The 14,063-nt window shown below is 65.0% G+C and carries 12 protein-coding genes; 7 read left to right on the forward strand and 5 right to left on the reverse strand.

The window, feature by feature from the left end; translation table 11 throughout:
• On the forward strand, positions 1–957 hold a 957-nt coding region (locus M3I54_RS41700), incomplete at its 5' end, for an autotransporter domain-containing protein (RefSeq protein ID WP_254346020.1).
• A 314-nt stretch (positions 958–1,271) separates the two neighbouring features.
• Entirely contained in the window at positions 1,272–3,329 is a 2,058-nt protein-coding gene (locus M3I54_RS41705) for a TonB-dependent receptor (RefSeq protein WP_254346039.1), read from the forward strand.
• Between the two features lie 13 nt (positions 3,330–3,342).
• On the opposite strand, the gene M3I54_RS41710 is transcribed toward M3I54_RS41705, so the two are convergent.
• Genes M3I54_RS41710 through M3I54_RS41725 form a run of 4 tightly spaced genes read right to left on the reverse strand, consistent with a single transcriptional unit; the run spans position 3,343 to position 6,814 of the window.
• Positions 3,343–4,512, reverse strand: a complete 1,170-nt coding sequence (locus M3I54_RS41710) for a betaine/proline/choline family ABC transporter ATP-binding protein (protein ID WP_254346022.1) — start codon at positions 4,510–4,512, stop codon at positions 3,343–3,345.
• Entirely contained in the window at positions 4,509–5,162 is a 654-nt protein-coding gene (locus M3I54_RS41715) for an ABC transporter permease (protein ID WP_254346024.1), read from the reverse strand. The genes M3I54_RS41710 and M3I54_RS41715 overlap by 4 nt, the downstream gene beginning before the upstream one ends.
• 15 nt (positions 5,163–5,177) lie before the next feature.
• Positions 5,178–6,098 carry a glycine betaine ABC transporter substrate-binding protein gene (locus tag M3I54_RS41720; RefSeq protein ID WP_375542310.1) on the reverse strand — a complete coding sequence of 307 codons (921 nt, stop codon included), beginning with the start codon at positions 6,096–6,098 and terminating at the stop codon, positions 5,178–5,180.
• The gene (locus M3I54_RS41725) at positions 6,098–6,814 is read right to left on the reverse strand and encodes an ABC transporter permease (RefSeq protein WP_254346028.1); all 717 of its coding nucleotides are present in this window, start codon (positions 6,812–6,814) and stop codon (positions 6,098–6,100) included. The genes M3I54_RS41720 and M3I54_RS41725 overlap by 1 nt, the downstream gene beginning before the upstream one ends.
• Before the next feature lie 897 nt (positions 6,815–7,711).
• On the opposite strand from M3I54_RS41725, the gene M3I54_RS41730 reads away from it, so the two are divergent.
• The 5 genes from M3I54_RS41730 to M3I54_RS41750 all read left to right on the forward strand — a co-directional run bounded on the left by M3I54_RS41730 (position 7,712) and on the right by M3I54_RS41750 (position 13,773).
• Positions 7,712–8,731 carry a M23 family metallopeptidase gene (locus M3I54_RS41730; RefSeq protein ID WP_254346030.1) on the forward strand — a complete coding sequence of 340 codons (1,020 nt, stop codon included), beginning with the start codon at positions 7,712–7,714 and terminating at the stop codon, positions 8,729–8,731.
• 168 nt (positions 8,732–8,899) lie between these two features.
• Positions 8,900–10,318 carry an ethanolamine permease gene (gene eat, locus M3I54_RS41735; protein ID WP_254346032.1) on the forward strand — a complete coding sequence of 473 codons (1,419 nt, stop codon included), beginning with the start codon at positions 8,900–8,902 and terminating at the stop codon, positions 10,316–10,318.
• A gap of 27 nt (positions 10,319–10,345) precedes the next feature.
• Complete coding sequence (locus M3I54_RS41740) at positions 10,346–11,743, forward strand: ethanolamine ammonia-lyase subunit EutB (protein WP_254346035.1); 1,398 nt, start codon at positions 10,346–10,348, stop codon at positions 11,741–11,743.
• Positions 11,740–12,540: an ethanolamine ammonia-lyase subunit EutC gene (gene eutC, locus M3I54_RS41745; RefSeq protein ID WP_254346037.1), complete on the forward strand. Its 801-nt coding sequence runs from the start codon at positions 11,740–11,742 to the stop codon at positions 12,538–12,540. Before M3I54_RS41740 ends, eutC begins: the two co-directional genes overlap by 4 nt.
• Positions 12,541–12,765: 225 nt before the next feature.
• The gene (locus M3I54_RS41750) at positions 12,766–13,773 is read left to right on the forward strand and encodes a helix-turn-helix domain-containing protein (protein WP_309249683.1); all 1,008 of its coding nucleotides are present in this window, start codon (positions 12,766–12,768) and stop codon (positions 13,771–13,773) included.
• A gap of 54 nt (positions 13,774–13,827) precedes the next feature.
• Here the strand turns inward: M3I54_RS41750 and M3I54_RS41755 are convergent.
• On the reverse strand, positions 13,828–14,063 hold a 236-nt coding region (locus tag M3I54_RS41755; RefSeq protein WP_254337968.1), incomplete at its 5' end, for a transposase.

Consider the following 14,063-nt stretch of genomic DNA (forward strand, 5'->3'; position numbering starts at 1 on the left):
ATCGCGAGGCAACTGGGTCTCACCACGCTGGGCACGCTGCATGAGCGCATCGGCGACACGCTGACCAACGCGCAGGGCGGCGCCGGTGACGCAGGCTGGACCCGTTCCGGCTGGGTGCGCCTGTTCGGCCAGCAGATCGACAACCGCTACCAGACCTTCACCAACGCAAGTGCCGACGGTCACCTGCTCGGCTTCCAGGCAGGCGTGGATGTCTGGCGCGGCAGCTTCCTGCCGGACCATCATGACGCCGCCGGCGTCTACTTCGCGTACGGCAACAGCGATGTGGACGTGAACGGGCTCGTCACCAATCCGGCCGCAACCGCGTACGTGCCTTCCAGCACCGGCACACTGAACCTCAATGCGTATTCCGGCGGCGCCTACTGGACGCACTACGGTCCCGGCGGCTGGTACGTCGATGCGGTGCTGCAGGGCACCTACTATGACGGCAATGCGACGACGCAGAACGCGCGGCTGCCGGTTTCGGGCTCCGGAATCCTCACCTCGCTGGAAGCGGGTTACCCGCTCGCGTTGCCGCTCGGACCCGCATTCGTTCTGGAGCCGCAGGTGCAGATCATCTGGCAGCATGTCGGCCTGAACGAGGCCAATGACGGGCTCGGCGCGGTCGATCCGGGCTCCACCTCAGGGGTGAGCGGGCGGCTGGGCGTGCGAGGGCAATGGACCATCGAGCGCGCGAATGGTCAGGTGTGGCAGCCGTATGTGCGTGCCAATCTCTGGCGAGACTGGGGCGCCCAGGCCACGACAAGGTACTCCGGCGTCGATCAGGTGCCGCTATCGCAGCAGGCCACGCGCATGGACGTGGCCGCTGGCTTCACCGCGAAGCTTGACACACGCATGAGCGTATACGGCCAGTTCGGCTACCAGTTCTCGGTCAACAGCTCGGCAAGTGGACAGCAAAGGGGCGTCTGGGGCGACGTGGGTGTCAGGTACGCGTGGTGATGGTTCGGACTCCAATTGGGGGATTTAACAGCACGATGACGGGTGTTTGCTGAAACGCCGCTCGTGCGTGGCAGCAATGAGCTGAAAGCCATCCGTCAAAATTCCCTTCACAATGTGTAATGTTATAACGTAACATTCGCGTCGAGCTGCAGCCACACCCTCCGTGCGGCGAACGTCCACCCTGGGCCCCGGACGTTCGCCGCTCATCACTCGAACGACGCAAACAAGAAAACATCGTGGCGACCAACCCTTTTACGTCCTTGTCCGCGCTGCTGGCGGGGCTGCGCTTCGCGCGCGTCCTGCCGCTCGCTCCCATGCCGCTCGCGCTCTGCGGTGCGCTTGCTCATGCCCAATCGCCGGCAACGAACGCTGCCAATGCAGCGGCTGGTGACGCCGAGTCGGGCGTCGCGACCCTCGCGCCGGTGTTCGTCACCGCGAACCCGCTCGGCAACACCGACCTCACTGCGCCATCTTCGGCGCTCCACGGTGACGCGCTCGTCCTGCGCCGCGCCAACTCGCTCGGAGAAACGCTCAATGGCCTGCCGGGCATTTCGACGACGACCTACGGCCCCATGGTCGGCCGTCCGATCATTCGCGGCATGGACGGCGACCGCATCCGCCTGCTGCAAAACGGCGTGGCTGCGCTCGACGCCTCGTCGCTCTCGTACGACCACGCTGTGCCGCAGGATCCGCTCTCAATCGAGCGCGTCGAGATCGTGCGCGGGCCGGCCGCGCTGCTGTACGGCGGCAATGCGATTGGCGGCGTGGTGAATACGATCGACAACCGCATTCCGCGCGAGCCGATTTCCGGCGTGACCGGCGCGGTGGACGCGAGCTACGGCGGCGCGAACGACGCGCGCGCAGGCGCGGCGCAGGTGGAAGGCGGCAACGGCGGCTTCGCCTTCCACGTGGACGCCTTCGACCACGACACGAGCAACCAGCGGATTCCCGGCTACGCGCACTCGGCGCAGCAACGCGCGCTGGACGGCCCCGATGCCGCGGAGCCCTACGGCAGCATTCCGAACAGCGACGGCCGCTGGCACGGCGGCGCGGTCGGTTCCTCCTACACGTGGGCCGACGGCTACGCGGGCATCTCGTACAACGGCTTCGACGCGAACTACGGCTCCGTGGCCGAAGACGACGTGCGCTTGCGCATGCATCAGGATCATGTGGCGCTCGCGTCCGAAGTGCGCAACCTGCAGGGGCCGATCAGCCAGCTCAAGTTCGATTTCGGTTATACGGACTACGAACATCGCGAGATCGACAACGGCGAAACGAGCACGACGTTCCGCAATCACGGCTACGAGGCGCGGCTCGAGGCGCGCCACGCGAAACTCGGGCCGCTGGAGGGCGCCTTCGGCGTGCAGGTGAGCCAGCATACCTTCTCGGCACTAGGCGATGAGGCGCTCGTGCCGACTACGCAAACCACCAACGTCGCGCTGTTCGGCCTGGAGGAGTGGAACGTGACGCCGGCGCTCAAGCTGAGTCTGGGCGGCCGCATCGAACACGTGAAGCTCGATCCGGTGGCGGGCGCAGACGGCACGAAGTTCGCGGGCGCACAATCGCGCGACTTCAACGCGGGCAGCCTCTCGGCGGGTGCGCTCTTCAAGCTCACGCCGGTATGGTCGGTGGTGGGCAACCTGGCGTACACCGAGCGCGCGCCGACGTTCTACGAGCTTTATGCAAACGGCCCCCACGACGCGACTGGCCAATACCTGATCGGCAACCCCGACGCACAGAAGGAAAAGGCCATTGCCACGGATCTTTCGCTGCGCTACGCGAGCGGCCCGAACAAGGCGAGCGCGGGCGTGTTCTACAGCCGCTTCCGCAACTACCTCACGGAATACAACACCGGCCGCCTCGTGGACGACGGCGACACGCCCGTGCCCGCCGGCACCGCGGATGCGCTCAACGAGGCCGTTTATCGCGGCGCGCCCGCGCAATTCTATGGTGTGGAACTGGAAGGGCGCTGGCGCGTGCTGGAGCGCGGCGCGCATCGGCTCGACGTTGGTTTGGCCGCCGACTACACGCACGCGCGCAACGTGGACACGGGCGCGCCGCTGCCGCGCATCGCGCCGTTGCGCGCGACGCTGAACGCCGATTACGGCTACGGCTCGTTTGGCGCGCACGCCGAACTCGTGCACGCATGGGCGCAAAACCGCGTACCTGAAGACGATTTGCCGACCGCAGGCTACACCACGCTCGCGCTGGCGCTCACATACAAATTCCATGTGGGCGCAACGAACTGGCTTGCGTACGTGCGCGGCGACAATCTGACGAATCAGGACGTGCGCTACGCAAGTTCCGTCGTGCGCGACATCGCGCCCGAGGGCGGGCGCAGTGTCATGGTCGGATTGCGCACCACGTTCTAGCGCATCACGCCGCTCACACGGTCGCAGCCGCCGGCCGCATCGCAGCGATCGGCGGCTGTCCGGTCTGCTGCCGTGAGCGGCCCGAGCTCAGATAGTCTGCGATCGAATCCTGCGTGATCTCGCCCACGTAGGCGCCCTCGGCGTCGAGCACCGGCATCCACGAGGCGCGGAACTGGTACATCTTCGAGAGCACGATGCGCAGGTTGTCGTCGACAGAAACCGTCGCGGGGAAGGGCGTGATGCGATCGCCGCACACGCCTTCGGCGCCGCGCGCGGCGCGGCGCGCCACGAAGCCGAGCGCGTGCTGCGCGTCGTCGAGCACGGTGAGGTAGCGCGAATCGCTTTCGTCCATCGTGGCGAACGCGTGCGAGAGCGGCGTTTCGGCGCGCGCCGTTTCGGGCTGCGTGGCCGCGTCGCCGGCCTTCACGAGCAGCAGGCGCTTGAGCGTGCTGTCCTGGCCCACGAACTGCGCGACGAAGTCGTCATGCGGGCGCGCGAGCAGGGTATCGGGATGGTCGTACTGCACGAGCCTGCCGCGCCGAAAGACCGCGATGCGGTCGCCCAGCTTGATCGCCTCGTCGATATCGTGGCTCACCATGATGACGGTCTTCTTCAGTTGCCGCTGCATCTGGAAGAACTCGTTCTGGATGGACTCGCGATTGATCGGATCGACCGCGCCGAACGGTTCGTCCATGAGCAGCACGGGCGGGTCGGCGGCCAGCGCGCGAATCACGCCGATACGTTGCTGCTGCCCGCCCGAAAGCTCGCGCGGATAACGCTTCAAATACAGCTTCGGGTCGAGCGCGACCATCGACATCAGTTCCGCCGCGCGCTCGGCGCAGCGCTTCTTGTCCCAGCCGAGCAGGCGCGGCACGACCGTGATGTTCTCCTCGATCGTCATGTTCGGAAAGAGGCCGATCTGCTGGATCACATAGCCAATGCGGCGGCGTAGATCCACTTCGTTCAGGCCCGTGGTGTCCTCGCCGTTGATGAGCACGCGGCCCGAGGTCGGCTCGATCAGCCGGTTGATCATCTTGAGCGTCGTGGTCTTGCCGCAGCCCGAGGGGCCGAGGAACACGCAGATCTCGCCTTCGGCCACCGAAAGGCTCACCGAGTCGACGGCGCGCACGGCCTGGCCGTCTTTCTGGGTGAAGGTCTTCGTGAGTTGGTCGAGTTCGATCATGTCTTCTGTACTCCTTTCGGTGTCAATGCGCGCTGCAGCATCTGCAACAACAGGTCGGCGACGATCGCGAGCACGCTCACGAGCACGGCGCCCACGAGCAGCTTCATCATGCTGCTCTGGCCAATGGCGCGAATGATCAGCGTGCCAAGGCCGCCCGCGCCGATCACGGCGGCAATGGTCATCACGCCAATGTTCATCACGACCGCGGTGCGCACACCCGCGAGAATCACGGGCACGGCCAGCGGCAAATCGACGAGACGCAGCCGCTGCCACGACGTCATGCCAATACCGGTGCCGGCTTCCCTGATGCCCGCGTCCACGTTGCGCAGCGCGAGGTAGGTGTTGCGCATGATGGGCAGCAGCGAGTAGAGAAACACCGCCGTGATGGCGGGCACCGCGCCTATGCCCTGGCCGAAGCGCGAGAACACGGGAATCATCAGGCCGAACAGCGCAATGGAGGGCAGCGTAAGGATGATGGTCGCAAGTCCTAGCAGCGGCGCCGCGAGCCAGTCATGGCGGTTGATGAGCACGCCGAGCGGCACGCCCGCAATAATCGCGCAGCCTACGGCGATGCCCACGAGGTAGAGGTGCTGGAGCGTGAGTTGCAGCAGCTCGGGCCAGCTCGAAGCGAGATAGTCGAATACGTTCATATGGCCTGGCCTCCTTCAGGGGAGCGAATGCGTGCGCAGGAAATCCGCCGCGACTTGCTGGGCGGACTTGCCGTCGAGATCCACGGCCTTGTTCATGTCTTGCATCACGTCGTTGTTGAGGGCGGCGGAAAGCGCGTTGAGCTGCGCGGCCAGCTTGGGATTGCGCTCCAGCACTTCCTTGCGCACCACGGGCGTGGCGTTGTACGGCGGGAAGAAGTGCTTGTCGTCTTCGAGCGGCACGATGCCGAAGCCTTTCACGCGGCCATCGGTGGTGTAGACGAGGCCGATCTTCAACTGGTTGTTATGCAGCGCCGTGTAGACGAGGCCGGGGTCCATCTGCTTCATCTGCGAGCGGCGGAAGCTCATGTCGTAGGTGGCGAGCAGGGGCTTGAGACCATCCGGACGATTCGCGAACTCGGCGTCCATGCCGAACACGTAGCGCTTCGCGTCGGGGTCCGTCTTCAACCTTTGCGCGAGCTGCGAGACCGTGGTGATGCCCGTTTCCTCGGCGAATTTGCTTGGCAGACCTAGCGCATAAGTGTCGTTGAGCGGCGACGCGTTGAGCCAGACGAGACCGCGCGGCGCATCGAGCGCCTTTACGCGCTCGTACATCGCTTCGGGCGAAAGCTTTTCCGTTAGCTTGTCGTAGACGAGTGCCGCCGTGCCCGTGTAGTCCCATACGAGGTCGAACTGGCCGTTCTCCAGCGCGCTGCGCATGAGCGTGCTGCCGAGGCCGGAGTGCACCTCCACGCTATAGCCGCGCGAACGCAGGTATTGCGCGGTGACTTCGGCGAGCACGTATTGCTCGGTGAAGTTCTTCGCGCCCAATACGAGCTTGGGCTGCGCGAATGCGGGCGTGGCGGCGGCAAAGAACGCCGTGCCGATCAAGCAGACCTGAACGAAGCGGCGCAGGTATTGGAAGGGTGAAGCGACCATCATGCGAGCCCTCCGTGACGCGAGAGCCACTGATGGCTGCCGGTGGCGACCACGCCGTCCAGCACGAGCGCGAGCGCGGCCGTGAACGCCGCGCCGAGCAGCAGCAAGGGCTGATCGTTCAGGTAGATACCGGGGAAAATGAGCGAGCCGAGGCTGTCCGCGCCGATCAGATAAGCGAGCGGCGCAGTGCCCACGTTGATGGCGAGCGCGGTGCGCACGCCGCCCACGATGATGGGCAGCGCACCCGGCAATTCCACGCGCGTGAGCGACTGCCAGCCTGTCATGCCGATGCCGCGCGCGGCTTCGCGCAGTGCGCCCGGCACGTTCTTCACGCCCTCATACGTATTGCGCGTGATGGGCAGGAGCGACGCGAGGAAGAGCGCGACGATCGCGGGAATGTCGCCGATGCCGAACACGCCGAGCGCAATGGCGAGCACCGCGAGCGACGGAATCGTGTTGCCCACGTTGAAGATCTGCATGAAGCGTTCGGCCTGGCGCGCGAGGCGCGGCCGGCTGAGCAGCACGCCGGCGGGCACGCCGACCATGATGGCGAGCGCCATCGAATAGCCGACGAGCAGCAGGTGCCGTCCGGTGTAGTAAGCGAGGTCGCCTGCGTGGCTGTGCCAGGTATCGGCGCCGATGGCGCGTGAGAGTGCCCACGCGATGACGGCAAGGGCGATCAGGCTGCCCGCGAGCAGGGCAGAGCGTCGAGTCATGAAGGTACGCCTCCTTGTTTTGTGCCGCGCGACGCAACGCTGCGCAGCGGGGACGCCCATGAGGATGCTCAAGGCGCCGCGAAGGAAGTTCGTGATCCCGGCATGGCCGCGATTGGAACCGACGAAAACAACGGAAAAAAACGGACGAAAACCAGTCCGCACGCGCACGATGGCTACGTGGCGGCAGTTGTATGAACGCGCTTCTCGCGTTCTTCTGGTAGTCATGTTCAGCTCGACGGCACCGAGCAGATCGATGCGCGCTGGAGCAGGAAGCCGCCTGATGACGGCATGGATGCGACGGCTTTGAGCCGCTACGCGAGGGCCGGAGGCCCATTTGAACGGCGCTTGCGACACAGCGGTCCTTTCGCGCGGACCCTGTATCTCAATGCGCACGAGAACGACTTCGTTGTGATCGAAACGAGATGAGTATAGATCATTCGATTAGGGGCGTCTACTTTGGGGAACGATCGCGAGTTGACGTATTGCAGGCTCGGTTGCATTCGATATGTCATTTCTGGAAATTAATAAGGTATCCGGATGAAATTATTTCGGTAGCATTTCCCGTTTTTAAAAGTGACAGAAAGTGACGTACAGGTACGCATTTCTGCATCGTCGCGTTCTAGCAAGCGGCGTTCCCGGTGCCAGATTGGGCCGCTGCGGAAGAATGTTCCGCTCTTTGCGGTTTCTTAAGATTCGTTTAAGAAAGGCCATTTATTTTGAAGCGCTTCACATCATCGATGCTCGCCGATTGAACGAAGCGGCCATCGATCTCACTTCCGATTCCACTTCGAGAAGCGCGGCGCTCGCTCGCGTTTTTCTGCTCTGCAATCCGTCATTTGATTCATGGCTTTTCGTGCAATAGCGGCCTCCCCGGGCTTCGCGGGGAAACTCATCGTTGTGTCCGCAATCGGTTTGACGAGCGCCGCTTGGCTCGCGCATCGACACGCAGATGTTGCCACCGAGGATCCGCTTTCCGACGCGGCGACGGTAGCGTCCGCGGCGCCGGCGCAAGCTACGGCTTCGCGGGCGGCGGCCAGTGCGGTGCCTTCGAGCGAAAACGCGCCGGCGTTTCGCGTGGAGACCGCCGTGGTCGAGCACAGCTTTTCGGAAGCGGCCCAGCGTCTCGGGTTGGATGCGGCGACGACGGCGAGGCTGGCGCGCGCGTTCTCGGGCCGGCTCGACTTCCGGCGCGATTTGCAACGCGGCAGCGAAATCCGCTTCGTGTTTCGCAATAACACAAACGGCGCGAATGGCGCGAGCGAAGCAAAAGATTCAAGCGACGTGAGCACTGCGAATGCCGGCGCACCACAAAACACCCAGTCTTCCGGCGACACGCCTGTCGCGATCCGCATCTCGAACGGCAACGTCTCGCACGATCTCTTTCTCTACCGGAACCTCGCGGGCCAGGCTTTCTATTATTCCGCCGACGGTCATGCTGCCGCGCCGTCGTTCTTGCGCTATCCCGTGAAGTTCACGCGCGTGTCTTCGCATTTCTCGCTGCGACGGCTCGATCCGGTCACGCGTCGCGTGCAGCCGCACGAAGGTGTCGATCTCGCGGCGCCCGTGGGCACGCCCGTTCACGCGACCGCGCGCGGCACCGTGACGTTCGCTGGCTGGCAGACGGGCTACGGCAAGGTCGTGAAGCTCGAGAACTTCGGCCCTTACTCCACGACCTTCGCCCATCTTTCGCGCTTCGCGAAACATGTGAAGGTCGGGCAGACGGTGAGCAAAGGGCAGGTGATCGGGTACGTGGGCGCGACGGGTTGGGCGACGGGTCCGCATCTGCACTATGAGGTGCACGTGGATCAGGTCGCGCAGGATCCGCTTACCGTCGACTTGCCGCATCGCGACCCCCTGCAGGGCGAGGACAAGCAGCGCTTCGCGCAACAGGTCGCGCTCATGGACCCGCTGCTATAGGCGCAACGCGCGAAAGGCTAGTGCAAGGAAGCACGCAACGGCGTGTGCTGCGCCGCAGACACGATTTGCCGATTTTCGATAACACGTCGATTAATGACTCAATAGCATGGTTCCACTCAACCGTGGCGGCCAGGGCCGGCCGCCCGGGCCACCCAGAGGGAGAAAACCATGCAAAGCGAGTCGAACGCACGCCCCGCTGCAGTTGGCAACGCAGGCGGCGCAGACGCGCCGGCGCTCAATCAGACGCTCGGCACGTGGCAGTTATGGGGCATCGCAGTCGGCCTCGTGATATCGGGCGAGTACTTCGGCTGGAGCTACGGCTGGGCCAGTGCCGGCACGCTCGGCTTCGTCGTCACAGCACTGTTCGTCGCGGCGATGTACACCACGTTCATCTTCAGCTTTACCGAACTCACCACCTCCATTCCGCATGCGGGCGGCCCTTTCGCCTATGCCCGCCGCGCGTTCGGCCCGACCGGCGGGTATCTTGCGGGTGCGGCCACGCTCGTGGAATTCGTGTTCGCGCCGCCCGCCATTGCGCTCGCCATCGGCGCGTACCTGCACGTGCAGTTCCCCGGGCTCGAGCCCAAACACGCGGCCATGGGCGCGTATCTCGTGTTCATGGCGCTCAATATCGTGGGCGTGCAGATCGCCGCGACCTTCGAGCTGATCGTCACGGTGCTCGCCATCTTCGAACTGCTCGTGTTCATGGGCGTGGTGTCGCCGGGTTTCGCATGGACCCAATTCATGAAGGGCGGCTGGTCGGGTAACGATCACTTTTCGCTGGGTTCGTTTCATGGCATGTTCGCCGCGATTCCGTTCGCCATCTGGTTTTTCCTCGCGATCGAAGGCGTGGCCATGGCCGCCGAGGAAGCGAAGAACCCGCGTCGCTCGATTCCCATCGCCTACGTGGCCGGCATTCTCACGCTCGTCGCGCTCGCCGTGGGCGTGATGGTGTTCGCGGGCGGCGCGGGTGACTGGACCACTCTCGCCAATATCAACGACCCGCTGCCGCAAGCCATGAAGTTCATCGTGGGCGAGCATAGCGGCTGGATGCACATGCTCGTCTGGCTCGGGCTCTTCGGTCTCGTGGCCTCGTTTCACGGCATCATCCTCGGCTATTCGCGGCAGATCTTCGCGCTGGCCCGCGAAGGCTATCTACCCGCGTGGCTCGCGAAAATCCATCCGCGCTTCAAGACGCCGTATCGCGCGATTCTCGCGGGTGGCGTGGTGGGCATCGCCGCGATCTATAGCGACGAGCTGATCCAGTTCGGCGGGCAGACGCTCACGGCCAACATCGTCACGATGTCGGTGTTCGGCGCGATCGTGATGTACATTGTCAGCATGGCGGCGCTCTTCAAGCTGCGCCGTGTGCAGCCGGCCATGGACCGGCCGTTTCGCGCGCCGCTGTACCCGTTTTTCCCGGCGTTCGCGCTCGTGGCCGCGCTCGTTTGCCTCGGTACGATGGTGTATTTCAATGCGCTGGTCGCGGGGGTGTTCGTGGTGTTTCTCGCGCTCGGCTATGCGTATTTCCTCGCCACGCGCACGCAGCGCGAGGTGGTGCCAGCCGAGGGGCTGCTCGAGGAGTGAGCCTCTAGCTTTGCAGGAGTCCAACGCATGAACTATACGGAGACGATCGGCGCGCGCACTTACCGCTTCGCGGACCTCAAGACGCTGCTCGCCAAAGCCAGCCCGCTGCGTTCCGGCGACCAGCTCGCGGGCGTGGCGGCGGCCAGCGAAGAGGAGCGCGTGGCCGCGAAAATGGCGCTCGCCGCGGTGCCGCTCAAGGCGTTCCTTTCGGAAGCACTCGTGCCTTATGAAGACGACGAGGTCACGCGCCTTATCGTCGACGATCACGACGCAGCCGCGTTCGCGGCCGTTGCGCACCTCACCGTGGGCGACTTTCGCGATTGGCTGCTTTCCGGCGCGGCAAATACCGAAACGCTTGAACGCCTGGCGCCCGGCCTCACGCCCGAGATGGTTGCGGCGGTGTCGAAGCTTATGCGCAATCAGGACCTGATCGCGGTGGCGAAGAAGCGCCCCGTGGTCACGCGCTTTCGCAACACCGTGGGACTGCCGGGCCACATGTCGGTGCGCTTGCAGCCGAACCATCCTACCGACGACGTGAAGGGCATCGCCGCCTCGATGCTCGATGGCTTGATGTACGGTTGCGGCGACGCGATGATCGGTATCAATCCGGCCACGGACAGCCTGGCGGCCATCGTGAAGCTGCTCGCGATGATCGACGGGTTTCGCGAGCGCTACCGCGTGCCCACGCAGTCCTGCGTGCTCACGCACGTCACCAACACGATCGCGGCAATCGAAAAGGGCGCGCCTGTCGATCTCGTGTTCCAGTCGATCGCGGGTACGGAAAAGGCGAACGCGAGCTTCGGCATTTCGTTGGCGCTTTTGAAAGAGGCGCGCGAGGCGGCGCTCTCGCTCAAGCGCGGCACGGTTGGCAACAACCTCATGTACTTCGAGACGGGGCAGGGCAGCGCGCTCTCGGCGAACGCGCACTACGGCGTGGACCAGCAAACCTGCGAGGTGCGCGCCTATGCGGTCGCGCGCAAGTTCGAGCCGTTTCTCGTCAATACGGTGGTCGGTTTCATCGGCCCTGAATATTTGTACGATGGAAAGCAGATCATACGCGCGGGTCTCGAAGATCACTTCTGCGGCAAGCTGCTGGGCGTGCCGATGGGTTGCGACATCTGCTATACGAACCACGCCGAAGCCGACCAGGACGACATGGACACGCTGCTCACGCTGCTGGGCACGGCCGGCATCAACTTCATCATGGGCATTCCGGGCGCTGACGACGTGATGCTCAACTACCAGAGCACCTCGTTTCACGACGCGCTCTACGTGCGCGACCTGCTCGGGCTGCGTCGCGCGCCGGAGTTCGAGGAGTGGCTGGAGACCATGGAGATCGTCGACGCGAAAGGCGCGCTCCTGCCAGGCTCCGCGCGTGTGCCGCTGCTTGCGGGCGCACACGAATGGATGGGGATCGACGCATGAGCGACGCCGTCGAAAAGAACCCGTGGAGCGGTCTCAAGGCGTTCACGAACGCGCGCATCGCGCTCGGGCGCGCGGGCAACGGCTTGCCCACGGCGCCTCTGCTCGCCTTCAATCTCTCGCACGCGCAGGCGCGCGACGCCGTCCATCACCCGCTCGACGCCGAAGCCTTGCGGCGCACGCTCGAAGCCGAAGGGTTCGCAACGCTCGGCGTGGAAAGTGCGGCGCCGGACCGGCAGCATTATTTGCGCCGGCCAGACCTGGGGCGGCGCTTGTCGGAGGCGAGCCGGGCAGCGTTGGTCGAAGCGGCGGGTTTGGCCACTGCTGCGCGTGATGAGCCGCCCGAAGTCGTGTTCGTGATCGGCGACGGCCTTTCGGCGATCGCCGCCGCGAAGCAGGCCGCACCGCTGCTCCTCGCGGCGCGCGCGCGCCTTGCGGACTGGCGCATCGGGCCAGTGGTGGTCGCGCGCCAGGCACGCGTGGCGCTCGGCGACGAGATCGGCGAGCTGCTGGGCGCGAAACTCGTGGCGATGCTGATCGGCGAGCGGCCCGGGCTTAGCTCGCCAGACAGCCTCGGCGTCTATCTCACCTACGCGCCGAAGGTGGGCTGCCATGACGCGCAACGCAACTGTATCTCGAACGTGCGTCCCGAAGGGCTGCCGTATGAAGCGGCCGCGCACAAGCTCCATTACCTCCTCACGCATGCGAGGCGGCTTGGGCTGACTGGCGTCGGACTGAAGGACGATAGCGACGCGACGCTGCCGGGCGTCGGGGCGGCTGGGCAGATCACGTCCGCTTGAGGGTCCACGCGCGCTAGCGGGGGGCTGCATCCGACCCGTAGAAGCCGGCGACGCACCGCGGCGGTGCTGCCGCCTGTGCAGGGATTGAGCACTGCTCTCACCGCCATTGCGCCGCCTTGGAGCAGCGCGGCGTCCGGCATGGCCCTTTCGGCAGACCTTTCTCGCTGGCGCGACTCTTGCGTCATTCGACGATCGATCGAAGCAAGCGCGCGCTGGGTGGCAATCATGAACGAAACGGTAGAGCGAACCGAAGCCACGGCCGGGCAAGCGCAATGCAACGCGCCTGGCGCCCGCACGGTAGTTAGCGTGGCGCACGATGCCGACGAACAGGCGCGCAACCTCGTGGGCTGGCGGCAGACCTACGACCAGCTCGCGGCGGGCCGCTTTGTCGGCACGCTCACGGAGCTGCCGCTCGACACCATGAAGGTCTTTCGCGAGACCACGAGCCACACGCTGCGCCAGGCGTGCGAGGTGCGCGGCGACGCCTGGTGGTTCGGCATACCGGTCGCGCGCGAAGGCGAGGCGCGTATCGACGCGCAGCCCATTGGCGCGCAGGCGTTTGCGCTGCGCCCGGGCAACGTCGAGTTCGAGCTGCTCACGCCGGCACAGTTTTCGATCTACGGCGTGGTCGTGCGCGGCGACGTGCTGCGCCACTACGCGACCTCGGTCGAGCGCACGGCGCTCGAGGAACGTCTCCCGGCCGCGCCTATCGTGCAGGCCGGAGCGGCGCGCATTGAGCGCCTTTGCGCGCGGCTCGCGAGGTGTCTCGAGGATAGCGGCCATGCGCATGAGAACGTGCCGAACGCACCGCTTTCGGACGTCGAGCGCAATGCATTGCAAGCGGAAGTGCTCGCCGCGCTATTCGACGCCTGCGCGGGCAGCGGGGATGCCGCTGCCGAGCCCGCATCGCGGCGCCGCTGGATCGTTGCGCAGGCGCGCGACTACGTGCTCGCGCATCGCGCGCGGCCGGTCGGTGTGCCGGAGCTTTGCGAGCAACTGCACGTGAGCCGGCGCACGCTCCAGTACTGCTTTCAGGACGTGCTTGGCATGGCGCCCGCAACTTACCTGCGTGCGCTGCGCCTGAACGGCGCCCGGCGCGATCTGTGCGGGCGCGCGGCTGGTTCGGTGCAGGACGTTGCGGCTGCCTGGGGATTCTGGCATCTGAGCCAGTTTGCTACCGACTACCGGCGCATGTTCGGCATGCGGCCTTCCGAGGCATTGCGCGCTCAGTAGTGGGCTCAAAATTTACTCAAAATGCAGACCGGCTTGCCGGTCTAGTCGACTGCGTCATTGAAATGGCACTGGTCGAATTCGCCGCGATGGATCGTCATACTTCCATTTAATCGGCTTGGGATTCTTGTTGTGCTCGCGGATATAGCGCATCAGCTTGCGCTCCAGATCCTTTACCGTGGTGAAGATACCTCGCGCAATCACGTCGCGCTGGATGCGCGAGAACCAGTTCTCCACCTGATTTAGCCAGGAGGTATAGGTCGGCGTGTAATGCAACCGCACGTTTCGGTGTT

The sequence above is a fragment of the Paraburkholderia sp. CNPSo 3274 genome (assembly GCF_024206475.1).
Classification (GTDB): Bacteria; Pseudomonadota; Gammaproteobacteria; order Burkholderiales; family Burkholderiaceae; genus Paraburkholderia.

What these genes read in the sequence shown, in the direction of transcription:
- M3I54_RS41725 (WP_254346028.1), bottom strand. Translation starts at nt 6,814, where the DNA reads ATGACTCGACGCTCTGCCCTGCTCGCGGGCAGCCTGATCGCCCTTGCC.
- M3I54_RS41720 (WP_375542310.1), bottom strand. Translation starts at nt 6,098, where the DNA reads ATGGTCGCTTCACCCTTCCAATACCTGCGCCGCTTCGTTCAGGTCTGC.
- M3I54_RS41710 (WP_254346022.1), bottom strand. Translation starts at nt 4,512, where the DNA reads ATGATCGAACTCGACCAACTCACGAAGACCTTCACCCAGAAAGACGGC.
- M3I54_RS41740 (WP_254346035.1), top strand. Translation starts at nt 10,346, where the DNA reads ATGAACTATACGGAGACGATCGGCGCGCGCACTTACCGCTTCGCGGAC.
- eutC (WP_254346037.1), top strand. Translation starts at nt 11,740, where the DNA reads ATGAGCGACGCCGTCGAAAAGAACCCGTGGAGCGGTCTCAAGGCGTTC.
- M3I54_RS41715 (WP_254346024.1), bottom strand. Translation starts at nt 5,162, where the DNA reads ATGAACGTATTCGACTATCTCGCTTCGAGCTGGCCCGAGCTGCTGCAA.
- M3I54_RS41705 (WP_254346039.1), top strand. Translation starts at nt 1,272, where the DNA reads ATGCCGCTCGCGCTCTGCGGTGCGCTTGCTCATGCCCAATCGCCGGCA.
- M3I54_RS41750 (WP_309249683.1), top strand. Translation starts at nt 12,766, where the DNA reads ATGAACGAAACGGTAGAGCGAACCGAAGCCACGGCCGGGCAAGCGCAA.
- eat (WP_254346032.1), top strand. Translation starts at nt 8,900, where the DNA reads ATGCAAAGCGAGTCGAACGCACGCCCCGCTGCAGTTGGCAACGCAGGC.